This is a genomic window from Exiguobacterium sp. N5, assembly GCF_025842465.1.
Classification (GTDB): Bacteria; Bacillota; Bacilli; order Exiguobacteriales; family Exiguobacteriaceae; genus Exiguobacterium; species Exiguobacterium profundum.
This window is the reverse complement of sequence record NZ_JAPAEP010000001.1, coordinates 135,806-160,109: the sequence shown is the minus strand read 5'-3', so window position 1 is coordinate 160,109 and position 24,304 is coordinate 135,806. Positions and strand designations below refer to the sequence as shown.

At 47.5% G+C, this 24,304-nt stretch carries 21 protein-coding genes and 1 pseudogene; 11 read left to right on the top strand and 11 right to left on the bottom strand.

Annotated elements, in window-relative coordinates:
• Positions 1-141 precede the first annotated feature (141 nt).
• Together OKS35_RS00830 and OKS35_RS00825 are read left to right on the top strand one after the other, a co-directional pair.
• Positions 142-882 carry an ABC transporter ATP-binding protein gene (locus OKS35_RS00830; protein WP_264092318.1) on the top strand — a complete coding sequence of 247 codons (741 nt, stop codon included), beginning with the start codon at positions 142-144 and terminating at the stop codon, positions 880-882.
• Positions 875-4,099: an ABC transporter permease gene (locus OKS35_RS00825; RefSeq protein ID WP_264092317.1), complete on the top strand. Its 3,225-nt coding sequence runs from the start codon at positions 875-877 to the stop codon at positions 4,097-4,099. Before OKS35_RS00830 ends, OKS35_RS00825 begins: the two co-directional genes overlap by 8 nt.
• Before the next feature lie 39 nt (positions 4,100-4,138).
• Here the strand turns inward: OKS35_RS00825 and OKS35_RS00820 are convergent, their stop codons facing one another.
• Entirely contained in the window at positions 4,139-4,372 is a 234-nt protein-coding gene (locus tag OKS35_RS00820; protein ID WP_264092316.1) for a hypothetical protein, read from the bottom strand.
• Positions 4,373-4,791: 419 nt separating this feature from the next.
• Here OKS35_RS00820 and OKS35_RS00815 point away from each other — a divergent pair, with 419 nt between their 5' ends.
• Both OKS35_RS00815 and OKS35_RS00810 read left to right on the top strand, forming a co-directional pair.
• Positions 4,792-6,582 (top strand): hypothetical protein, encoded by a 1,791-nt coding sequence (locus tag OKS35_RS00815; RefSeq protein ID WP_264092315.1) that lies wholly within the window; start codon positions 4,792-4,794, stop codon positions 6,580-6,582.
• Between the two features lie 6 nt (positions 6,583-6,588).
• On the top strand, positions 6,589-7,452 hold the full coding sequence (locus OKS35_RS00810) for a DNA adenine methylase (protein WP_264092314.1): 864 nt from the start codon (positions 6,589-6,591) through the stop codon (positions 7,450-7,452).
• 284 nt (positions 7,453-7,736) lie between these two features.
• Here the strand turns inward: OKS35_RS00810 and OKS35_RS00805 are convergent.
• The 6 genes and pseudogenes from OKS35_RS00805 to zapA all read right to left on the bottom strand — a co-directional run.
• Positions 7,737-9,082: pseudogene (locus OKS35_RS00805) on the bottom strand (IS1182 family transposase); the annotation flags it as partial.
• A gap of 427 nt (positions 9,083-9,509) precedes the next feature.
• Positions 9,510-9,920 (bottom strand): DUF350 domain-containing protein, encoded by a 411-nt coding sequence (locus OKS35_RS00800; RefSeq protein WP_031421322.1) that lies wholly within the window; start codon positions 9,918-9,920, stop codon positions 9,510-9,512.
• A 12-nt stretch (positions 9,921-9,932) separates the two neighbouring features.
• Complete coding sequence (locus tag OKS35_RS00795; RefSeq protein WP_264092313.1) at positions 9,933-12,287, bottom strand: endonuclease MutS2; 2,355 nt, start codon at positions 12,285-12,287, stop codon at positions 9,933-9,935.
• A gap of 15 nt (positions 12,288-12,302) precedes the next feature.
• A complete protein-coding gene (gene polX / locus OKS35_RS00790; protein ID WP_264092312.1) occupies positions 12,303-13,997 on the bottom strand; it encodes a DNA polymerase/3'-5' exonuclease PolX in 1,695 nt (564 codons plus the stop codon).
• Positions 13,998-14,064: 67 nt separating this feature from the next.
• Positions 14,065-14,601, bottom strand: a complete 537-nt coding sequence (locus OKS35_RS00785) for a CvpA family protein (protein WP_031421319.1) — start codon at positions 14,599-14,601, stop codon at positions 14,065-14,067.
• Positions 14,602-14,609: 8 nt separating this feature from the next.
• On the bottom strand, positions 14,610-14,831 hold the full coding sequence (gene zapA, locus OKS35_RS00780; RefSeq protein WP_015881047.1) for a cell division protein ZapA: 222 nt from the start codon (positions 14,829-14,831) through the stop codon (positions 14,610-14,612).
• A 217-nt stretch (positions 14,832-15,048) separates the two neighbouring features.
• Between zapA and OKS35_RS00775 the strand changes: the two genes are divergently transcribed.
• The 3 genes from OKS35_RS00775 (at position 15,049) to OKS35_RS00765 (ending at position 17,424) form a co-directional block, all read left to right on the top strand.
• The gene (locus OKS35_RS00775) at positions 15,049-16,257 is read left to right on the top strand and encodes a dicarboxylate/amino acid:cation symporter (protein ID WP_015881046.1); all 1,209 of its coding nucleotides are present in this window, start codon (positions 15,049-15,051) and stop codon (positions 16,255-16,257) included.
• A gap of 72 nt (positions 16,258-16,329) precedes the next feature.
• Positions 16,330-17,175 (top strand): GNAT family N-acetyltransferase, encoded by an 846-nt coding sequence (locus OKS35_RS00770; protein WP_264092311.1) that lies wholly within the window; start codon positions 16,330-16,332, stop codon positions 17,173-17,175.
• A 42-nt stretch (positions 17,176-17,217) separates the two neighbouring features.
• Positions 17,218-17,424, top strand: coding sequence for a hypothetical protein (locus OKS35_RS00765; protein ID WP_159561936.1), 207 nt, complete (start codon positions 17,218-17,220; stop codon positions 17,422-17,424).
• Positions 17,425-17,455: 31 nt separating this feature from the next.
• Here the strand turns inward: OKS35_RS00765 and OKS35_RS00760 are convergent, their stop codons facing one another.
• Together OKS35_RS00760 and OKS35_RS00755 are read right to left on the bottom strand one after the other, a co-directional pair.
• Positions 17,456-18,751 carry a murein hydrolase activator EnvC family protein gene (locus OKS35_RS00760; RefSeq protein ID WP_196430379.1) on the bottom strand — a complete coding sequence of 432 codons (1,296 nt, stop codon included), beginning with the start codon at positions 18,749-18,751 and terminating at the stop codon, positions 17,456-17,458.
• 294 nt (positions 18,752-19,045) lie between these two features.
• On the bottom strand, positions 19,046-19,564 hold the full coding sequence (locus OKS35_RS00755) for a VanZ family protein (RefSeq protein WP_264092310.1): 519 nt from the start codon (positions 19,562-19,564) through the stop codon (positions 19,046-19,048).
• Positions 19,565-19,722: 158 nt separating this feature from the next.
• Between OKS35_RS00755 and OKS35_RS00750 the strand changes: the two genes are divergently transcribed.
• Positions 19,723-20,199, top strand: coding sequence for a glutathione peroxidase (locus OKS35_RS00750; protein WP_074037960.1), 477 nt, complete (start codon positions 19,723-19,725; stop codon positions 20,197-20,199).
• Between the two features lie 116 nt (positions 20,200-20,315).
• Positions 20,316-21,395: a peptidyl-alpha-hydroxyglycine alpha-amidating lyase family protein gene (locus tag OKS35_RS00745; protein ID WP_264093047.1), complete on the top strand. Its 1,080-nt coding sequence runs from the start codon at positions 20,316-20,318 to the stop codon at positions 21,393-21,395.
• A 43-nt stretch (positions 21,396-21,438) separates the two neighbouring features.
• On the opposite strand, the gene OKS35_RS00740 is transcribed toward OKS35_RS00745, so the two are convergent.
• Positions 21,439-22,353, bottom strand: a complete 915-nt coding sequence (locus OKS35_RS00740; protein ID WP_264092308.1) for a CAP domain-containing protein — start codon at positions 22,351-22,353, stop codon at positions 21,439-21,441.
• A 13-nt stretch (positions 22,354-22,366) separates the two neighbouring features.
• On the bottom strand, positions 22,367-22,819 hold the full coding sequence (locus OKS35_RS00735; protein WP_159561931.1) for a MarR family winged helix-turn-helix transcriptional regulator: 453 nt from the start codon (positions 22,817-22,819) through the stop codon (positions 22,367-22,369).
• A 117-nt stretch (positions 22,820-22,936) separates the two neighbouring features.
• Between OKS35_RS00735 and OKS35_RS00730 the strand changes: the two genes are divergently transcribed.
• Together OKS35_RS00730 and OKS35_RS00725 are read left to right on the top strand one after the other, a co-directional pair.
• Positions 22,937-23,350, top strand: coding sequence for an organic hydroperoxide resistance protein (locus tag OKS35_RS00730; protein ID WP_015881037.1), 414 nt, complete (start codon positions 22,937-22,939; stop codon positions 23,348-23,350).
• Between the two features lie 92 nt (positions 23,351-23,442).
• The gene (locus OKS35_RS00725; protein ID WP_214782369.1) at positions 23,443-24,285 is read left to right on the top strand and encodes a metallophosphoesterase; all 843 of its coding nucleotides are present in this window, start codon (positions 23,443-23,445) and stop codon (positions 24,283-24,285) included.
• Positions 24,286-24,304 lie beyond the last annotated feature (19 nt).

Below are 24,304 nucleotides of genomic sequence, written 5' to 3'. Positions count from 1 at the left end.
TCACTCTTCTATACCCGTTCCCCATTTGAAAAAAATACAGCTATACTTTGGAATCTTTTTCCTCTAATCTAAAAATAGTCATAATATTACGTCCTCTTACATATTTTCACTATCTATTAGGTAAAGGAGAGATTTAACGGTATGGCTTATCACTTCACATGCGAACACTTAACAAAACGCTTTGATACGGGTGACGTCAAAACAGTCGCCTTACAGGACATCAACCTCCGCTTCGAACACGGTGATTTCATCTCCATCATCGGACCATCTGGATCTGGAAAGTCAACGCTACTCAGTCTGATCGGTACACTTGACCGTCCGACAGAAGGCACTTTGCTCTTCAACGATGAACCGATCTCGACGCTCTCTGCGAAACAACTCGCGGACTTCCGTTTTGAGAACATCGGCTTCATCTTCCAACAGTTCCACCTCATCCCGACACTGACGGCGCTTGAGAACGTCATGTCCCCGCTCTTCGGACGAAAAGTCGATTACGATGTCCATGAACGTGCGCTCGAATTATTGAAGGAAGTAGGTCTCGCTGACAAGGTTGATTCATTACCGTCCCAACTATCAGGCGGTCAGCAACAACGTGTCGCCGTCGCCCGCGCCCTCATCCACCGTCCGAAATGGCTCCTCGCCGATGAGCCGACGGGGAACTTAGATACGCACACGGGTGACGTAATCTTCGACCTCTTGATCCGCTTGAATCGCGAGAACGGATGTGGCGTCCTCTTCGTCACCCATGACCCGGAACTCGCCGACCGGGCCAACCGAAAAATCGAGATGCGCGACGGGCAGGTCGTCGCCATGAGCGACGGGCAGGTCGTCGCCATGAGCGACGGGCAGGTCGTCGCCATGAGCGACGTCTATCATGCTTAAGTACATCTGGAATTCATGGTGGCGGAATAAAGAACGGTTCATCCTGCTTATGGTCGGGATGCTCATCGTCAGTACCGGGCTCAGCTACCTTCTCGGTGTGACCCAGGCGAATAACGGGACGGTCGTCAACGAGCTACAAAAACGTTGGGATTCGTCTTATCACATCGTCGTCCGTCCGGAAGGCAGCCGAAGCGTGACCGAGGACTTGAACCTGCTCGAGCCGAACTATATGAGCGGACTCGAAGGCGGGATCACGCGCGAACAATACGAGACGATTCAACAGATTGCCGACATCGATGTCGCAGCACCTATTGCCATGATCGGGTCGACTTATTCGAGCTCGTTCACCCAAACGCATACGTTTGATAAAGCGGGTCTTTATCGCCTCAAGATGAACACACTCATCGATACGGGCATTGAAAAAATCAATGACTTCCAAGACTTGAAAGCTTACTTTTGGGTTGGCTGGATGCCAAATGGCGATACCACCCACATCGGCATCGGTCCGACCGCCCTGTATGAAGAATTCCCACTTGATTACGGAAGCGACGTCATGCTCGCCGGGATTGACCCGGTCGCCGAAGCGAAACTCGTCGGGTTAGACGATGCTGTACAAGCGACAGAGTTCAGTCGTTATTTCAATGAAGAGGACGTTCCAGAGCCTTACGATGAAGACATCACGACGATTCCGATTTTGATGAGTACAAAAGACTACGTCGATGCCTCGATCAACTACACCATCGAAGAAGTCGATGCCGATACGAGCGACGCAGAAAAATTCATCAATACGTATTTAGAGAACGGAAAAGAGGAATACCTGGATAGCTTGAAAGGGACAAAAGTCGCCTCATACGACTTTACAGCACAACAAATGCACGACAATATCACGAAACACATTCTAGAAGGAAAACCACAGCCACAAGATCCTCGTCTCACCATGGAATATACGTGGATTGCCGAGAAGGCGTCACCTCTTGTCTATGAAGGCGTGACGAGCCCGTTCCCGAAACGTTGGCCGTATTCGTATCAAATCAAGCCGTTCCTCGCTGAGGGTCAAGTGAAGTATGGTCAAGAAAGTATGTATCGCAAGTCCAATTTATACGCGGAAGACCTCAACGATGCACCAAAAGTAAGATATAACTACATCGGATTATTCGACCCATCGAAACTGAAGCTGTCAAAAGACCCGCTGACGGAACTCCCGATGGAGACATATTTCCCGGCAAGCGCCGAATGGGTCATGAACTCGAAAGACGAGCCGGTCAACCCACCGACGACTGTCAAACCGACGAATAACCCATATAGCTTCTTGACGAAACCGCCGTCAATGTTGACGACACTCGATGCAGCGTTCGCCATCGCTGGTGACAAGGCCATCTCGGCCATTCGCGTCAACGTGAAAGGCGTGGACGTATTGAACGAAGAGAGTGAAGCGAAGCTCCAAGCGGTCGCCAAAGAGATCGAGGACAAGACTGGTCTCATCACCGACGTCACACTCGGGTCATCTCCACAATACGCCGTCACGTATCTCCCTGGATTAAAAGGAGAAAGTTCGCTCGGTTGGATTCAGCAGCCATGGATTAAAATCGGGTCGTCGATCACGATTTTCCAAGAAGCGAAACTCGGCTTCTCCGGTGTCGTCGCGAGTGTCATCCTCGTCGCGATGCTGTACGTGTTCAGCTCGAACATCATCATGTTGTACGCGCGGAAGAAAGAGTTCGCCATCCTCTTGTCGCTCGGTTGGCGACCGAGTCAGCTGTCGAAACTATTATTCTTAGAAGCCACGATCCTCGGGTCGATGGTCGCGCTCATCTCGTGGATGATTCTCGGGACGTTCCTTTGGACGGCAGCCGGCTCGACTTCGATCACTCGCATCCTATTGATTGGACTAGCCGGTCTCTTGATTTACTGGCTTGGGACACTCATCCCGATCCGACTCGTCCGTCGCATCAAGCCATATGAGACGATGCAGTCCGGTGAAGTCTCAAAAGGACGACGTCTCGGCCGCTCACGCTCGAGCGTCGGCATGAGCTTGAATCAACTCGTGACGTATTGGCCACGAACGTTGTTGTCGATTCTCGCCATCGCTTTACCGACGAGTCTGTTCGGCTTCTTCTTGTTCGTCACGTTCCGCCTCCAAGGTGTCTTGTATACGACGTGGATCGGGGAGTTCGTGGCACTTGAAGTCGGGACGATGCACTACGTTGCCATGGGGGTCGCCTTACTGATTGCGATGCTCACGACGACCGAAATCATGTGGCAAAACGTCTCCGAACGAAAACCGCAACTCGCCGTCTTGAAAGCGCTCGGTTGGCAGAACACGTCCATCCGTCGTCTCGTCTTGACGGAAGGTGCGCTAACCGGATTCTTCGCCGGACTACTCGGTGTGACGTTCACCGTCGTCATCGTCACGATCATGTATCAACAGTTCCCGACGTCAGAGCTGCCATTCTTGTTTGCGACCATCTTCATCCCGGTCGTGACAGGTGTCTTAGGTGCACTGCTTCCGGCTGAACGTGCCGTACGCATCACGCCGGCTGAAGCGATTGGTGGGCATGTCGTCAACCAAAAGCAAGTCGAGAAACGATTCCGCCTCGTCCTCGGGACGACGGCGACGGCACTCGTTGTTGGGATCATCAGCTTGTTCGTCTTCACGTCACCAGAAGTCAAACCGGTCACGGAAGAGGCGAAAGCGACACCGGCCCCGACTGCGCAGACGACGGGTGCGAAACAGGCTGATTTAAAAGCTGATAAACCGAAAGAAGCAAAAGACACAACACCAAAAGAAGATGATCTTCAAAAAATCATGAACCTCGGCACGTTCCAAACGTTTATTGGAGATCCACAAATGAAGAAGCGTGAATTCCAAGTTGGACAACCCGTCTTCGCTTCACCGGATGGAACTGAATCGGAAGATGGTAAGCGATTCGTGAGTCTCCCGCTCTCCCTCTTCCATTCAGATGACGGTCAAGGTGGTTATATGGAATATCGTCCAAACGGATTCCGTATGTACACACCAGACGGGACAAAATATAGTCCAGTCGATATGGTCAACCACAATAAGAAAGCGTTCAAGAACGGTTTTCGTTATTTCACAGGCGAGAAATCCGAAGTTGATTTAGTCTTCCTCGTCCCAGAGAAAGAAAAGACGCTCGTCTTGTATGCGTCAAGTGACGCCATGCCGAAAGTGTATACCGTCAAAATTGATGTCCCATAAACAAAAACAACGTCGCCCCGATTCGGGACGACGTTGTTTTTATTCGGCTTCTTCCACGATTTCGACACGTACTCCTGTGTCCCCGGCTTTTCCTAGGTTTTCTACGGTCGGGTCTTCATACGCTAACACATGAAACTCCTGCTCGATCGTACGGATGACATAATGCGCGAGCGAACCACGGTTACGGTTCACCCGAGAGGATAAATACGCTTCATTCTTCATTTCATAGGATTCTGTGTCGAGTACGTAGTGATAGTGCAAATTTAGATTCACGAATAATTCGCTCCTAGAACACACAACGTCTTATTATAAGAATTCCTCGTAATTAAGTGTTACTTCTTCAATTTATACAAACTCCGCTTCAATGAATTCAAGGTTCTCTCGTTTCACTGCTTCAACATTTTCGAAAAACTCTGTTTCAGTCATGTTCCCCCTCTTTGAACGTATTCATGAGACAATTTCGCATCTTCGTCATCGATGAGTATGCGTCCCCTTTGAAGTAACACCACTTGCGATTTTAATAATTCTCTGAACGCATTAATAGGTTTTATGTTTACTAGTTCATTGAGATACTAATAATTTGATATTTCCACTTAAAATTTCCACTCTGAGTATTATTTAAGTTTTTGAGTATAAGAATAACTTACAGTTTGATAAAATCAAAATATATTAATTGGATAGGAGTGTTGATAATGGATATCATTTTTTCAGATTTAGAGCTTGATTATATGAACCCGCGTTTTTCTCTCTTTAATTTTGAAAACGAAAACGAGATAATAGATTATCTTTTAAAATATGAAAATTTATATGATTTAATTGATTCGTTTATTTTGGAAGGTTATAACACGTTGGGGGAAAGATTAATTGTATTAGAAGATGATGACAAAAATATAGTTTTAGAAGGTAATCGAAGAGTCGCTGCTGTAAAATGCATATTTAAATATGGACATTTATTAAAGGCAAGCTATAGAGAAAAAATTAAAGGTTTAAAAACTGAGAACTTTCAACTAGCTTGCGATGTGGTCAAGAATAGATCTGATGCAAACTATAAAATTGCAGCAAAACATATTGCGTCAATAAAAAGTTGGAATAGTATAGACAAGTACGTATATTACTATAATTCCTTTCAGCAATTGGTTACCACTAAAACTATTTCCGAAGCATTAGAATTTATACAATCTACTACACCAGACTCAATATCTCAAATTAGAAAGGATATTAAATTTTTCAAATTCCTTTCTCAAATACATTCATTAGTTAAAGCTGAAGTACCTGATTTGAAACCTTTATCTCATTTAGACAACGATGTTCTTACAAGTCGAGTTTACAGCGCACTAAAAAAAGAACTACAGCTTCACGAAGAACATTGGATAGAGTTAAAAATACCTTCTGAAAAAAATGGTGAATTTACCGAAATTTTAAAACTGATTGGAAAAGCTGCTTGGATTCCTAATAAGGTTAATACTCAAGGCTCAAGTCTCAACACACGAACTTTTCAAAGGCAAGATCAATGGAATGAAATTTTGAACAAAGACGAGGTAATACCTGGATTAAAAAAACTTATTTCTAAATGGCATGAGACACCAAATCAAAATGAGAAAATATCATTTGAAAATATTAATGTTGAAAAACCTAAAACTAAAGAACAATCTAAATTGACAAATAATACATCACTTAATCAAACGAATACGGCTAGTACTTCTCCAAAATATCAACTACTCCTAAATAGTGCATGGCAAAATAAATCGGTTATAAGTAATTCAAATAATACCGATTTAATTAAAGCAGTATTATTATATGATGATAAAAATGATGTAATCCCACAAAAAAGTTCGGAGTATGGAAAAATTTCTTTTAAAGCATCTCCCACCGAAGGAATATTACTCAAGCATTCAACCATACTAAAAAATTCTAAACCAGGAAATTATATAATTACTGCTTCTTTCGGTAACCAAACTGAAGAATTTCGGGTTACTATCAATAGAACAAATGTTGAGATTTCTAATTTTACTGAAAGTTTTATAAATAAAGATTGGTTAGAACAAATGATTTCTTCACTACAGAAAAGCCCAAAATTCGAAAAAATCATTTCTACGCTTATTACATTATCAGATTTAACTAATAAGTCTAACTCTCTTACTCATTCAGAAACTTTGATTGTTACATTTTTAATTAGGGCTGTCCTAGAATATGTTTCTAACGCCTATGTCGAGCATCATGAAGGCCTTAAAAATAACTCTACTCCTGAAACTAATTTACCTAAATTGGTTAAGTTGGTATCGGAAGATATGTACTCTAGAAAAGGATCCCAATTTACACTTGAAAAGAAAAAAGCTATAAAAGCAAATGATGATATTGAACTTTTGAATGGTGTTATTCACGATTACACCACAACAGCAAGTAACCAAGATTTTAAAAGGATTTTTGCAAAATATATTCCTTATATTGAATCTGTTATACTTTCAATTGAGAAAAACAGGTGATTTCTTTTGATAAAAAAAATTAATAACTATAGTCCATTAAGATATCCTGGTGGAAAGAATAAAATCTATAATTATGTAAAGCATCTTGTTTCTGAAAATGGTTCTAGAACATATATCGAACCGTATTGCGGGGGCGCAGCTGTTGCATTAAAACTATTAATCAATCAAGATGTCGACAGAATAATTCTCAATGATTTTGATAGATCAATCTATGCTTTATGGTACTCAATACTCCATCAACCTGAAGAATTAATTTCCTTAGTTCAAAATGCAAGCTTTTCTTTTGATGAATGGGAGTATCAACGAAGTATTCAAAAAAATAAACTCGAAACAGATTTATTGTCCCTAGGATTTTCTACTTTATATCTTAATAGAACAAATCGTTCAGGAATAATTAATGCAGGTGTGATCGGAGGAAAGAATCAAAATGGTTCATATACAATGGATTGTAGATTCAATAAACCCTCATTAATAAATAAAATAAAAATTATAAATAGTAAAAAATCAAAAATTAGACTGTATAATAAAGATGCTCTTGTATTTATTAAAGAAAATATTTCGAAAACCAAAAAAGCATTTATTTTTTTTGACCCTCCATATTTTCTAAAAGGGAAAAAGTTATATACAAATTTTTACGAGCCAATTGATCACATTGAACTAGAAAAAAGTATTCAGAAGTACCTTTCAGAAAAAAAGTGGATTGTTACTTACGACGTAACTCCAGAAATAAAAAATATCTATGACAAGTATGAACACTATGAATATTATTTGAATTATAGTGTTTCAGATTACAGAAAAGGGAAAGAATACATTTTCTTTTCGAATCATACTTCTTCTTCCAAAATTGAATCCTTTTTATCGTTACATTAAAAAAATTCTTTGTTCATTTTTTTAGTAACTTGAAATGACGTGTTATTGTTCACCGATAGTTACTCGTTTTATAATAATTGAATATCCATATATAAAATTAAATCAAGATTTTTATAATAAAAATCCTATATCATACGAAAAGGAGCATCTAAATAGATGCTCCTTTTCAGGCTGTTGACGAACCAAATCGCATATGGCGATTTGGTTCGTCTTTTTTTATGTTCAACGAGCTTGAGACGTTCTGCCCGACAAAAGATTGAAGAAATGTTATGTAGACGGTCCTTTCTGGCCAACAGGTTGGCCAGCTTCTTCATGTTTTGTGCGGTGGCTGCCACCAGATTGGCGCGTTGGACCTCCGCGGTCCCCCTGTAGAAGGTGAAACGGAGCCCGTGGAGCTCTTTCCCATCGGCGAACGAGCGCTCGACGGTCTGCGGCCGCAGTCGGTAGAGGGATTTCCCGGACGCGGACAGGCGGTTCTCGTTCACCTGCTCGCGGTAATGCTCATCGACGTGGCGTGTGATGTCCCTTCGGTGCGTCCGGCTGGACGTGCACTTCTCGAGGAGAGGGCAGTTCTGACAGATGGATGGGTCGGAGACGTAATGGTGATAGCCGTGGCGGTCCGTCGTCTGATAGGTGAGGCGCTGTCGCGCCGGACAGAGATACGCATCTTCCTCGGGCAGGTACGTGTACCGGGTCTTGCGGAACATCCCCTTCTTCCCACCGAAACGCCTTCGGGCGATGACCCCGAAGATGCCCCGTTCGACGAGCGCCTTCGCGATCCCGGTCGTGAAGTAGCCTGCATCGAGTGCGACCGCCTCGAGCGGGAAATGGAAACGTTCGAGGACATGGTCGAGCCGATTGAGATAGACGGTGCTGTCCGAGACGTTCCCGGGTGTGACGTGTACATCGACGATGAAATTGTGCTTGGCGTCGACCGTCCGATGCGCCAGCCAGAAAAAGCCTTCCGGCTTCTGGTCACGATACATGTATCCCGCATCCGGGTCGGTCCGGCTCACCTTGACGAGCCGGCGCTCCCTCTTCTCAGATGCCGGTTTCAGTTCTTTTTTCCGCGTTCGGCCCGTTCCTCGTTCACGCGGGTGAGAAGCTCGTCCTCGATCGCACCGACGACCCGTTCGACCTCGACCTTGTCGAATTTCTTCTTGTTCGCGTTCGCCCGGATGTGCGTGGAATCCGTGATCAGGATGCGCCCGGAGACGAGACCGTGAGATTCCGCCTGTCGGACGATGTCCTCGAAGATTTGTTGGAACACGTCGTTCCCCTGGAAGCGTCGGCGGTAGGCCTGGCTGATCGTTGAATGGTCGGGAACCTTCTCATCGATGCCGAGACCGAGGAACCAGCGATAGGCGAGGTTCGTCTGAACCTCCCTCACGGTCTGGCGCACGGAACGGATGTTGAACAGGGGTCCGAGTAGGATGATCTTGATGATGATCTCCGGATCGATGCCGGGCGTACCGGTGTTCGAATAGAGAGGGGCGCAGAGCCGGCGCACGATCGAGAAGTCGATGTGACGGTCGAGTCTCCGGACGAGATGATCCTGCGGGACCAGCTGGTCCAACGTGGTCTTCGACTGGATCGGTTCATGTCGTTTCTCAGAATGGGCGCGATACATATCGGGTTCCTCCTTTTGATGACGGGCGAACTTGGTGTTTACCTTCTTCTTTCCCCGTTTGGACCGGTTCGAAGTATGTATCGGGCTTTTTCTTCGGCCATCGAGGCCTCAGAAAAAGACAAATGGCCGCCAAAGGTGGCGACCATTCGTGTGACTCGTCCCACGGCGCCCCGACTCCTGCAGGAAAGCAATCCGACGGAGACCCAGCAGCGACCTGAGTCGCGATGCGGCTCCGGGATTGCCTGCGGAAAGCGTGGGCGCCGGAAGGACGAGTTCGAACATCTTATTTGTCAACAAGCTGTGAAAAGGAGCATCTAAATAGATGCTCCTTTTCGCTTAATAAAACATATACCACAGTGCCGCTGCCACTAAGAACAGCCCGGCCCCGATGAACAAGATCTTTGCCAATCGTTCGTATACCATGTCTTCACCTCACCAATGCCGCGCCGACGACGAGGGAGACCCCAATCGACAGCAAGAATGCCAACAACCCGACGGCGATATTCCCTTGTTGAATCTCATCGTTCACCTTCAGTGTCGGTGTCAAAAATTCAAACAACCAGTATGTCGCGAGGAGCAAAATGAATCCGAAACCACCCCCGACGAAGATGTCGATTGTGCTATCATGATGGCTCTCGACGACCCGGAAGATGTTGGCGAGACCGACAATCTTCCCGCCTGTCGCCAAGGCGACGGCAATATTTCCTTTTTGAATCTCACGCCAGTTGCTGTACGGCGTCGTCACCTCGAAGATGGCAAGACCGACGACAATCATCAGTCCCGCCATCGAATAGAGGCCGAACGACTCCAGCATAACGGCAAACGTAATCGTACCCATTCCCGACTCCCCTTACTTCAGTTCGACGACCGTGACACCGAGTCCACCTTCACCCATTCCTCCTGGGCGCTTGCTCTTCACGTGACGATGTCCTTTTAAAAATTCTTGTGTCGCCTGACGCATCGCTCCGGTACCTAATCCGTGGATGATGCGGACGTTATCATAGCCCGACACGAGTGCTTCATCGATATACTTGTCTAGACGCATAAGCCCCTCTTCGACACGAACGCCACGGAGGTCGAGCTCGGACTTCGTCGAGCTCTGACGTTTGAGCGAGCTGCCTTTCGACTGAAGCGACTTCTCTTTCGATGGACCGATCTTCTGAAGGTCGTCCGCTTTAACATTCACTTTCATGATGCCAACTTGGACGTTATACTCATTGTCGTTGATTTGTTTCACGATGTAGCCTTTTTGATTGAACGTCGTCACTTTCACTTCTTCGCCCTTACTGAACGTACGTTTCTGCTGGGCTTTTTGTTTCACTTTTTGGATCTTTTTCTCTTGAAGCGTCGGTTTTGCCGATTCGAGCTCTTTCTTCGCTGCGATAATCTCGTGCTCTTTGACGATTCCTTGCTCTCGGAGTTTCTTCAAGCGGTCGATGACTTCGTTCGCCTGACGCTTCGCCTGCTCGACGGCCTTCTCGGCTTTCGCCTCGGCCGCGCTGTACAAGTTATCGCGCTCGCGCTCGAATTCGGTCATCTTCGCCTCAAACGCCGCCTGCTCTTCTTCGAAGTCATGGCGCTTGACGATGAGCTCTTGCTCGAGCTGCTCGGCGCGTTGTTTCGCTGCTTCAAGCTCATTGATCATCGATTCGACTGATTCTGCATCACTACCGACGTGGCTACGTGCCTTGTCGATGACTTGCTCAGACAGTCCGAGACGACGACTGATCTCGAAGGCGTTCGAGCGACCCGGTACGCCAATCAAGAGACGGTACGTCGGGCTGAGCGATTCGATATCAAACTCCATCGAGGCGTTCATGACACCTTCGCGGTTATAAGCGTATGCCTTTAGTTCCGAGTAGTGTGTCGTCGCAGCGACACGTGCCCCGCGGCGTTTCACTTCATCTAAGATGGCGATGGCAAGGGCAGCCCCTTCTTGTGGATCCGTCCCGGCACCGAGCTCATCGAAGAGGACGAGTGACATGAAGTCGATTTTGTCGAGCATGCCGACGATGTTTGTCATATGCGAGCTGAACGTCGAAAGACTCTGTTCAATCGATTGCTCATCCCCGATATCGGCATAGACCGCGTCAAACACGGAAAGCTCTGTCCCGAACTCTGCCGGCACGTAGAGACCTGATTGCACCATTAACTGAAGGAGTCCAATCGTCTTCAATGTGACGGTTTTCCCGCCGGTGTTTGGTCCGGTGATGACGAGAGACGTGTAGTCTTCTCCGAGCTCGACCGTGATCGGTACGACCTCATCTTTCGGGATGAACGGATGACGTGCCTGTTTCAACTTGATTTCTCGATTGTCGTTCAACTTTGGCTCGGTCGCTTTCATCTCTTGTCCGTATGCGACTTTCGCAAAGATAAAGTCTAGTTCGGCCAACACATCGAGGTTCGTCATGATGGCATCATGGACCCCACCGACCTCGTTCGAGAGAGCACTTAAAATCCGTTCGATTTCAGCACGTTCTTTCAGACGAACTTCTTGAATCTCGTTATTGATGGAGACGATGGCCTGCGGCTCAATGAAGAGTGTCTGACCAGAAGCCGACTGGTCATGGACGATTCCACCGAACGCTTGACGGTACTCTTGTTTGACCGGTACAACATAGCGATCGTTCCGGATTGTGACGATGGCGTCCGAGAGCATCTTCGCATTGTTGCGGAGGATGTTGTCGATACGTGACCGGACACTCCCTTCAAAGCTCCGGAGCTGTGTCCGAAGTCCACGGAGTTGTGGACTCGCGGAATCTTGGACAGTCCCTTGGTCGTCAATCGCATGACGAATCGCCTGTTCGACCTCGATGAGCTTCGTCAACTTGTCCGCATACTCGTCAAGACGTGGAATGCGAATCTCTTCGTTATCCTCGTGAAGCTTCTCGAAGAAGTTCTTCACTTGGCGTCCGCCATACACGACGGCAGCGACGGCGAGCAATTCGCTCGTCGAGAGGACCGAGCCGATTGCGGCCCGTTTCACTTCCGCATGGACATCCGTAAGCCCACCGAGCGGCAGACGGTCACGGAGACGAACGACCTCGGTCGCCTCTTTCGTCACGTTCAAATTCGAGAGCACCCGGTCGTATGAGTAGTCAGGTTGCATCTTCAGCGCCAAATCTTTTCCGAGCGAGCTCGCCGCGTGACCGGCAAGCTGTTGGCGCAATTTTTCATATTCTAATACGCGTAACGCGTGGTCCATCTAGCATGTTCCTTTCTATCGCTTCGCCGCAAAGAACGCCTTGGCGTCTTCAAACGTGAAGCAGTTGATAATATCCGATGGTTCGAGATAGGCTTTCCGTGCGTGCAACACACCGAGGGCCATGTCTTCCATCATATCTGGGTGATGCGTGTCCGTGTTGATCATCACTTTGACGCCCGCTGCTTTCGCTTTCTTCAGCGTAGAAGCTGTCAGGTCGAGGCGGTTCGGGTTGGCGTTCAACTCGAGCGCCGTCCCTGTCTCTTTAGCGAGTGCGATCAGCTTGTCCTCGTCGATCGGATAACCGTCCCGACGACCGATGAGTCGACCTGTTGGATGGGCGATCACGTTGACGTACGGAGAACGGCAGGCGTTCTCCAGACGAGCCATGATTTCGTCGACCGATTGGTCCATCTTCGAATGGATGGAAGCGACGACGTAGTCGAGCGTCTCTAGAAACTCGGGTTCATAGTCGAGTGTCCCGTCAGGACGAATATCCATCTCGACGCCTCGTAACACGTTCATGTCATGTGTCTTCGCTGCTTCTCGGATTTCTTCCCCCTGTGCTTCGAGTCGTTCCTCGGTCAAGCCATTGACGAACGTCAAATACTTCCCGTGGTCGGTGATGGCCATCCATTCATAGCCGCGATTTTTCATCGCCACGACAATTTCGTCGACGGTCAACTTCCCGTCCGACCAGACCGTGTGCATGTGCGCGTCAGCCTTGATGTCTTCGAGCGTGACGAGCTTCGATAAGTCGTGCTCGAACTCTGCATGCCCCTCCCGAAGTTCAGGCGGGATGAATGGGAGACCATACCGTTCGAACAGTTCTTCTTCGGTTTCCGGTTGCCACAATCCGTCTGCTGTCTCGACCCCATATTCGGAAATGGACTCTCCTTTTGCTTTCGCAAGTTGACGCATGCGGACGTTGTGGTCTTTTGATCCCGTGAAATGGTGAAGCGTCGCAGCGAACGCGCCTGGCTCGACCATACGGAAATCGACCGATACCATCTCTTCACGTTCGAGGACGAGCGAGACTTTCGTCTCGCCTGCCGCAATCACTTCGTTGATGAACGGCAAAGCGAGCAGCTTCTCACGTAGCTCAATCGGCTCCTCGGTCGCGATGATGAAGTCAAGGTCTTTACACGTCTCTTCGGCACGGCGGAAGCTTCCTCCGACCGAATGACGCAAGACGAGCGTCTCCTTCTCTAACACCTCATTGATTTCTTCAACGATTGGTCGCATGACTGCATAAGCCAATCGTTCTGGACGTGATTCGAGGTTCTTCGCGGCGGCGAGTAATTTCTCCACACTCTTCGCCCCGAAACCGGGTAGTGATGCAGCCGTCCCGTCTTCGAGTACACGGATGAGCGACTCCAAGTCGACGACACCGATTTCACGGAGTTTAGCAAGTTTCTTCCCGCCGAGCCCTTGAATTTTCAAGAGCTTCATCAAACCGAACGGAATCTCTTCTTGCAGTGCTTCAAGTACTTCACTGCGTCCTGTGTCTCGATACTCTTCAAGGACTGCAGCCGTCCCTTTCCCGATTCCTGAGATGGACGTCAAGTCGTCGATGTCCTCGAGTTCAAGGTCCGTGTTCTCGAGCGCTGTCGCCGCCTTGCGGAACGCATTGATTTTAAACGGGTTCTCCCCTTTGATCTCCATATATTGCGCGATTTTTTCGAGCAACATCATCGCTTCTACTTTATTCATATGCTTCCCCCTCTTCACACAGAAAAGACCGAGACACAAGCACTAGCTTGCATTCCGGCCTGTCGTGTCACAACATCTTATTTGAAAACCAATCCGATAGATATGGCGTGTCTTGAATGATATATGTCGCTAGCGACGATTTGTCGACGGCGTTTTGAACGCTCGCCATCGGCACGAACGCGATCACCCAAAGGATGAAGAATGTGATGACATATGCCTCGAAGAATCCTAGGACAGCTCCGATCACACCTTTTAATTGGCGCAAAATTGGCAAGTCCGTCAAGAAGTCGAGCATCGCCAAGATGAGATGCAAGACGAGTTTCGTAATGAGGAACAAGACGACGAACCAAAAGACGTTATAAAATGTCATCTCAATCCCTGAAAGGGAATTGAGGTCCAACACGCCACCCGGGAGCGTTCCGTCGAGCTGAGACGGATACGGGATCCACAGCTTGAACGCTTCGGCTAACTCTTTATAGTACGTATTGGCGACGAGAAAACTGATGATGAGCGCGACCCAATGGCCGAGCTGTAGAATCGCGCCACGACGGAAGCCGTTGACGATTCCGATAAACAAGAAAAACAGTATAAGTAGCGTAACCATGGATTGATTTATTCTCCCATATTTCGTTTAGTTTTGACGTGGTCGCTCGCGATTTGAATCGCAGCCAAGACCGCTGCCTGACGAGCATCTAGATGAGGGGATTGTTCACGAATTTCGCGGATCTTACTGTCGACCAAAAAGCCTACTTCCCTCACATGGTCAGCGGGTTCTTCGCTTACGATCGTATAGTCTTGACCCGCAATGTGAATCGTTGTTCGTTGTAACTGCACGCGCACCCCTCCTTTACGTCTGTCAGAATTAATCATAACATCGTTTTTATATTAGGAAAAGGAGAAGCCCCTTCCCTTGATATGTACAACATTTTCTAATACCCTTCTAAACAGTTGTCAAACGTCTTTCTTTAGAAAAATTGTAAGAGAAGGTGGCAACATTCCGTAAAATGTGCGAAAATATCAACTATTCAAACAAACAGAAAGGGTGATTGATTTGAAATTACGTATTGGCCTCTTAGGTCGCATCATCATCGCGATCGCTTTCGGTATTTTACTCGGGAGCATCGTACCAGAAAGTCAGAACTGGATCGTTCGGACGTTCGTGACGTTCAACACGGTCTTCGGGCAGTTCTTAGGCTTCGCTATTCCATTGATTATTCTTGCTTTTATCATCCCGGGTATCGGGGAACTTGGAAAAGGAGCAGGAAAGCTGGTCGGACTCACAGCACTCATCGCTTACGCATCAACCATCATCGCCGGAACATTAGCATACTTTGCAACAAGCAACTTGTTCCCGCAAATTTTGACACGGTCGACGACAGGAGCCGAAAATCCAGAAGAAGCCTTGTTGAAAGGGTTCATGGAATTTGAGATTCCACCTGTATTCGGTGTTATGACCGCACTTATCTTAGCTTTCGTCATCGGAATCGGGATTGCCGCGATCGAAAGCAAACGGTCACTCGACCTCGCCATGGATTTCCGCGATATCATCGAACTCTTAATCAGTAAAGTCATTATTCCATTACTTCCAATCCACATCGCCGGAATTTTCATGAACATGACGTACGCTGGTCAAGTCGCTGAGATCCTATCGGTCTTCTCGCTCGTCTTCGTCACAATCATCGTCCTTCATTTGACGATGCTCATGATTCAATATTCAATCGCAGGTGGTCTCAACAAAGAGAATCCGTTCAAGTTGCTCAAGACGATGATGCCGGCTTACTTCACAGCCATCGGGACGCAATCATCGGCCGCGACGATTCCAGTCACGCTTCGCCAAGCGAAGTTGAACAACACGGACGAAGGTGTCGCGAACTTCGTCATCCCGCTCTCGGCAACGATCCACTTGTCAGGGTCGACGATCACACTCACATCGGTCGGTGTCGCGCTCATGTACTTGAATGGCATGCCGATGTCTTACGCCATCGTGCTTCCATTCATCCTTGCACTCGGTGTGACGATGATTGCAGCACCAGGTGTACCGGGTGGAGCCGTCATGGCATCGCTTGGATTGTTCGGCTCGATCCTCGGGTTCGACGCAACGATGCAAAGCTTGGTCATCGCGCTCTATTTGGCACAAGATAGCTTCGGGACAGCGACAAACGTCACGGGTGACGGTGCCATCGCGAAGATTATCCACTACTTCAAACACAACACAAAACTTCTCGACAACACGTCATCGAAACAAGAAGATATCGCATAATGAACGACTTATAAACGGGCAAGCCATCAGGTTTGTCCGTTTTTGTCTACATATAATAAAGGAGAGATACATATGGAATGGATGGAATGGAAGAACCCTGATCACTTCTCAGACCGCGTCATGACGGCATTACTCGACGAGGAGGCAAAGAATAGCCTCATGATTGGCGTCTTGAATAACGTCAAACAAGGAATTTATGAAACGTTTCATCAGTTCACAGTCGAAGAGGACGGAGAGCTTCTCGCCATCCTCCAAGTGACACCACCGCATCCACTTCACTATATCGTCGTGAAGAAGGAGCGCTCGGACCTTCTCCCGTCTTTCATCATCCCCCACCTTTTGAAAGAAGAAGTCCCCTTCTCGGAAGTCGTATCGGAACGACAACAGGCGGAACGGTTTGCGACAGCGTGGCAAGAGATTACATCTGGGACGAGCGAGATTTTCATGTCCCAAGGTCTTTATCGCCTCGACAGCGTGGAAGACATCGACATGGCGACTGGGAGGATGCGAGAAGCGACGGTTGCCGATCAGGCGCAGCTTGAGGCTTGGTATAGTGCCTTCGAAGCCGAATCAGGTCTCCGTTCATCTCCACCAGAGAAAGTAACAAAAGCCGTACAGACGATGCTTGAAAGGGAAGAAGCTGTCTTTTGGGAAGTCGATGGACAGGTCGTCTCGTGTGCGAAACGCGCACGTCCAACCGAGAACGGAATCACTGTTTCGTTCGTCTACACATCACCTAGTGCACGAGGAAAAGGGTATGCACGAAGTCTCGTCGCCGATCTCAGCCGACAGTTACTCGAGACAAAATCATTCTGCGTCCTCTACACTGACTTGACGAACCCGACGTCGAACAAAATCTATCGGGAAGTCGGTTACCAACAAATCATGGACTCTGCCTGGGTCCGATTCGCTAGATGAAACACATCGCCTCCCCTATACTAATAGAGGAGGCGATTTTTCATGAACAGATTATTCGGTTGGTGGCTACGTATCCCGCGACAAATCCGAGTGACCGCTTTGACACTTGTCACGCTCGCGATACTCGGCTATATGGTGTTCCTCGGGGGCCGGAGCATGCTCGATGACCCAAACTTCGATACGCTATGGCTCAGCGTCATCGGTGCCGCACTCTTGACGTTCATCGTCTATCAGGCAACAAAAAAGTGATCGACGCGTTCGTCGATCACTGTCTTTGTGTTTAGAAGAATGATGCTGGGTTAACTGTGCTTCCCGCGCTCGATGAAGAGTACGAATAGCCGCCACGGTGAATCTCGAAGTGAAGGTGTGAACCTGTCGAGTTCCCTGTGCTACCCATGCCGCCAAGGTTTTGTCCTTGTGACACGCGTTGACCCGCAGAAACTGATACCGAGCTCATGTGAGCGTATACTGTCGTCCATACTTGCCCGTTGATCACGTGTGCAATCATGACATGGTTTCCGTATGCGCCACCCCAACCTGCACGGAGGACCGTACCTGTTTGTGCTGCATAGATCGGTGTACCGACTGGACCTGCGATATCAAGACCGTTGTGGAACGAGTAGCCGTTCGCACCGCTTGCTGGACCCCACCCTTGTGAGAGGCGACCGCTTGCTGGACGTTGGAACATGCCACCGCTTGCTGGTGCAGACGCTACCGGTGCTGTTGAAGCACTTGAACCGCTATTCGAGCTTGAACCTTGTTGCTTTTTCGCCGCCGCAGCTGCTGCCGCTGCACGACGTGCTTCTTCTTCAGCACGACGTTGCGCTTCGATTTCTGATTGAATCGCTTGTTCTTGAGCTTTGAGCGTATCTTCCATCTCTTGTAGGCTCATGAGTTTCGATTCGAACTTCACTTTTTCAGCTTCAAGTTTCTTGATTTTCGCAGCGCGCTCTTTCATTTTTTGATCGAGCTCTTTCTGACGTTTTTCAAGTTCTTCTTTTTGCTTCACGAGTGAATCGCGCTCTGCTTTCAAATCAGCTTGCGCTTTCGCGAGTTTTTCTTTCGTTGCTTCGTATTCTTCGAAGATTTGTTGGTCGTTCTCTTGGATCGTACCAGCTGTGATCATGCGTGTGATCAAATCACCGAAGTCTTTAGAACCGAAGATGAACTCAGCCCAGTTGACTGACGAGCCACCGTTCTTTTGCATCGTCGCCATACGATCTTTCATAAGATCTTCTTGTGCTTTCATTTTCGCTTCGTACTTTTTAATTTGTGCTTGAAGCTTTTTAATTTTTTCTTCAGTTGCACGAATCTCAGCTTTTTTCTGAGCGACATCGTTGATGACGTCTTGGAGTTCAGCATCTAACTTGTTGATCTCTTGTTGCTCTTTGCTGATGGCTTGCTCACGTGATTGAATCGAAGAGTTTGCTTTCGACTGTTCACTGCTATTCTTTTGTCGTTGTTCTTGTACTTTCTTCTGCTTCTCTGTAAGTGAGGCTGCATAAGTCGGTGACGTTCCGCCGATCAAGAGTGCGCCTAGAGTGACTGTTGCTGCAAATTTCTTCAAGTTACCCAATGTGCTTCCCTCCGCTGATTCCCGTGTAGTTTTTATCTATAGTCGTGCAATTATTTTTTATAAGATAAGTCGCGACATTTCGTTCGCTCTGTGACTCATTATAGCAATCTAAACCAAAAGTTATTTTACACTTATATTTCATTCGTATGACATTGACCTAATTTAGGTTTTATCCTTTAAAAAACGTGGGTATAAACAATATTTTGTTTGGTTCGTTGTCACAAAATAGTTTTAAAAAGAAAAAAAGCACTTCAAGAAAGCGCTTTTCACATAGTAACCCATTCATTTTTTTGACTACCTTAAGGCAACATAACCGGCCCGTTTGCTATTTTTCCGTTTCGAACGAAGTAATAACAACCCACCGAATAAGATGACACCTGCGGCAGCACCCGTACTATCCAAAAGGACATCTTCTAACAGCGCGGTCCGTTCAGGAGTCAAACTCTGATGATACTCATCAAAAATCGCCACCGTGTTCGCAAGTGCCCAGGCGAAGAGTAAGTTCAGTCCCGCATGAAGATTCGTTCGCGAGATGGCCTTCACGAATAATGCACCGAGAACGAGGAACGTGACGACATGTGCCGTCTTCCGCATAAAGAACTCAATCAATCCTGTCGTCCCCAACGTATCGAGCGAGATTTCCTTTCCTGCATAGTCGAACTGCACGTTCGCTAGCGTCGGTTCGATCCAGTTCCAATTGAATCGCTCGAGTGGCGAAACGATAGACTGGTCCGAGTAAGGCGTCGCACTTGATAAAAAGAGTCCGATTAAAATAAGCGCAATCCATATAAATTCATTTTTTAAAAATCGCATAACACCGTTCCTTTCTACAACGTTTTTCATTATACGGATTCTTTCTTCGGAATGATGTAACAGCGACATCATGATTTCATAACAATTTGATTGCACGCAACGCGTTCAAGTTCGAGTCTGTCTCCTTCTCTTGGTATACTACAAAAAAAGGGGGAATTATCATGATTTATGATTTTGAAGCAGTAGACATGAAAGGACAATTACAACCGTTAGCTACATATAGAGGCGACGTCTTACTCATCGTCAACACGGCGAGCAAATGTGGATTCACACCGCAGCTCGAAGGCCTCGAGTCACTTTACAACACCTATAAAGGACAGGGCCTACAAATCTTAGGTTTCCCGTGCAACCAGTTTGGTCATCAAGACCCGGGCTCCAATGAAGAAATTCAAGAGTTCTGTCAACTGAATTACGGGGTATCGTTCCCGATGTTCGCGAAAGTCGACGTGAACGGAAAAGACGCCCATCCGCTCTTCACCTATCTCTCAAAAGAAGCACCAGGGCTTCTCGGGTCGAAAGCGATCAAATGGAACTTCACGAAGTTCTTAGTCGATCGTGATGGAAACGTCATCGAGCGCTTTTCGCCACAGACGACACCGGCTGAAATTGAGGATGCGGTGAAGAAACTGATTTGACCTCATCCTGAAGGCGTAGATTGATTTCTCTCTACGGTCTAATTGGCGTTTACACTTAAGCCATCTATCATATTCTATGCACAGTAAATCGTGAAGGAGTGTCACACTTGTATAGAATGAAAAAAAGAATGGTGCTGGGAGTCAGCGTACTCCTCGCACTTACAGTAACTCTTGTATGGCTTGCCCAAGGAAGAACGGACCCCATTTTCAAAGATGAATATGATGAAAAAGCCAAAAGTTCTCGATATACATCTAGTTGGGTTTGGCCCGAGAAGGACAGTGTCTCACATCGTGGAGGAGAAGGTAGCGGTGTCTCTACCTCCCCTTCAGGATATGTCTATTACTTACACCGCGGAGATGGAAGCTATGCGAATGAAGAATTAATCACGACCCCTACAATCACAGTGTTTGATCCAAACACAAACGAGATTGTCGATGAATTTGGGGACAACCTGTTTCAATCTCCTCACGGGATCGAAGTGGACGCTCAAAACAACATTTGGGTAACGGATATCATGTTGAATAAAGTTTTCAAGCTGGATGAACGTGGCAATGTTCTCGCTACGTTTGGGGACGATTATCGCCTCGGCACTGAGACAAGCTTACGGATTCGAAATGAACTGCCTAACTTCCCTGTCCCGATGAATGAATATACTTTCGCACGGCCAACTGATGTGACCGTAATGGAAGATGGTTCATTCATTGTGGCTGATGGATACCGAAATCATCGTATTGTAAAATTCAATCGTGATGGGAACATCCAATGGGAAGTTAATGCTTATGGTTCTTCCGATGGTGAGTTTAACTTGCCTCACGGAATCACTCACGATCAGTCAGGGAACATATATGTGGCTGACCGAAATAATGCTCGCATTCAAGTGTTTGACCAGGATGGACAACACCTTTCCACATGGGATGACACCGAAATCGGAAGACCTTACGGAATCGATGCAGGGAACGATGGCAACATCTATCTTGTCGATGGTGGCGATTATCTGAACGGGGAACGTGAAACTCCTAACAGTCAAATTGTCGTTTTAAGTCCGAAGGGAGAAGTCATTGAGCGATTTGGTTCTTGGGGGAACAAGATGGGTCAATTGCGCATCCCCCACGATCTCACTGTACAAGAGGACGGGACAATTTTTGTCGCCGAACTACTAAACGAACGACTTCAAAAATTCACAATCACTGAATAAAGCAAACGAAAGAACGCGCTAAATTCGTCATTAGCGCGTTCTTTTAACGTGGTGTGATGAAGTTAATTGTATAGAAAGGACTACCGTCGTCGTTGTAAGCGAGCCCGACGGCAGCATGGGTGAAGCGCGGCTGCATGATGTTCTCACGATGCCCTTTCGAGTTCATGAGTCCCCAATGCGCATGGAACACGCTCATCTGTCCCATCGCCAAGTTTTCGCCGGCCATCGAATACGAAAGTCCTGCTTCATCCATTCGATCGAACGGGTCTTGTCCTTCCGGGTCTGTATGGCTAAAGAAATCGCTTTCTGCCATGTTTTGACTATGCGCCCGCACGACCGGATAGAGCGGTTCATAGTCGGCTAAAGCGTTCAATTCAAACTTTTCACGGTCCCAATTCATGAGGATGCGCATCAACTGCTCATTGGCGACCGTCCCCTCTTTCGACAAATCACCATAGTACCCCTCACTCGCCTCTTCGACACGGCGGTCGACCGACAAGATCCCTTTCAAGAGGTCATCATCATGCTGGTCAAAAAAGAAAGTGACATACTGTCCATCGATTGCAAAAACGGAAAACGATGGATCGTCTGGAATCAAGTATCGATTCAATCCTTTATTAAACGAAGTCACTGCCTCGAAGCCGATGTCCTCGACTTGATCGCGGGTCGTTTCATTCAGTACGAGACCGCGATACGTGCTACCTGTCTCGAACTGATAGAATCCTTTTTTCGCACCGTCCTCATCAATCAATTCAAGTCCGCGGTCACCGCCACGTTCGACCAAATACCAGTCATGCCCGGCATACTGACTTGCGAACTTTGGCGCGTCTGTCGCTCGTTCGGTCGCCACCTCAGACTCAACCTGAATGCTCGTCGGGGCAGAGACGTTCGGCATCTCATATTGCCAAGCCATATAAAGTCCAATCCCCATCAAAAGGATGATCAATTTTCGAAACATGGCTCCTCCTTCCTTACTGCTCGCGCTGACGCTCCCCGAAATCGTGTAGTCTCGTCTTGATATCGGTAAGCATCTCCATGTATGCGACATACGTCGCTTCGTCTATATTCAGCATACCACTTACTTGTAGCGGCACATTCGCCGCCTGCTCACGCAACGCGCTACCGCTCTCGGTCAAACGAACGATGATTTTTCGTTCGTCGTCCGTCGCACGACTTTTCTCCACATAGCCGATTTGGATGAGCCGTTTGACGAGCGGCGACAATGTCCCAGAGTCGAGGGTCAACCGCGATCCGAGTTGTCGCAAATCGATTCCATCCTCTTCCCATAAGACAAGCATCACGAGATATTGACTATACGTCAGGTTTAGCGGTGCTAAAATTGGGCGATATAACCGGGTAAGCTCTTTTGAGGCGGTATACAACTGAAAACAGATTTGATGTTCTAACTTTAACGATTGGTCCATACGTAATCCTCCGTACTCTTCTTTAGCCAAGCATATCACTTGCGAAACTTTTTGACTGCTCTATAATTTAAATTGTGCACAACTTAATTGTTAAAAATGAAATGGAGGAATTCAATCATGAAATCACTATTCACAGCATCAGCAACAGCAATCGGTGGCCGCGAAGGTCACGTGAAATCAACAGATGGCGTCATCGACATGAACGTATCGATGCCTGGCGCGAAACACGTAGACGGTGCGACAAACCCGGAACAACTTTTCGCAGCTGGCTATGCGGCTTGCTTCGGTAGTGCCCTCAACCTCATCATCGGAAAAGAACGTGTGAAGACAGACGGTTCAAGCGTCACAGGTCACGTCACATTAAACCAAAACGATGAAGGGTTCTTCATTTCAGTCGAACTTGAAGTCGAAATCAAAGGTGTCGACCAAGCGACAGCAGAGCGCCTTGTCGAAGAAGCACACCAAGTGTGTCCTTATTCAAAAGCAACGCGCGGCAATGTCGACGTCAAATTGACAGCGAAAGCTGCATAACATTCATTCCGCTCTCTGGAGCGGGATTTTTTTTGCTTAACCCTGCCTATCAGAGTAAGATAGAGACACGATTAAGGAAGGAGGGAGCACTGATGAAGAAACATAAATCGACTCTTCTTTTTGTTGCACTCGGCATCTTGTTGTTCACGGCGACGTACAATGGGTTGACCGTCCGGACGTATGACGTGACGTCCGATAAACTGTCAGCAGACGAGTCTCTCCGCATCGTGCTCCTCTCCGACTTACACAGCGCCTCATACGGTTATAAACAGTCGATTTTGATCGACCAGGTTCGTGCACAGAAACCGGATCTCATCGCTTTACCGGGCGATTTACTCGACCGATATCGTTCACCTGAACCCGCATTCGAACTAATCGAAGGGCTTGAAGGGATTGCGCCGATGTATTTCGTGACCGGCAACCATGAAATCGATGGATCGGATGACTATGTCCGTCACAATGTGAAAGACGTGTTTCGCTCATACGGTGTCAACGTTCTCGAAGACGAATGGGAGACGGTCACTATCAACGGAATCGACCTCGTCATCGGCGGGCTAGAAGATCCTCTTCGTGGGTTCAGAGAAAATATTTATACGGATTGGGATGCGGAGTCGACTGCGGCGATGCAGGACATCGCCCCCGATGAGACGTTCAAGGTACTTCTTTCGCACCGTGCTGAACAAGTCGATACGTATGCCAAACTTCCATTCGACCTCGTCTTGTCCGGACATGCTCATGGCGGGCAAGTGAGAATCCCTTACTTGATGAATGGACTATTCGCACCTGACCAAGGATTCTTTCCTGAATACGCAGGTGGACTCTATGAGCATGAGACGTTCACCCATGTGATTGGACGGGGATTCAATTACAGCTTCAACATTCCACGTATTTACAATCCACCAGAGATTGTCGTGATCGATGTGAACGGAAAATAACGGACACTCAAGCGAGTGT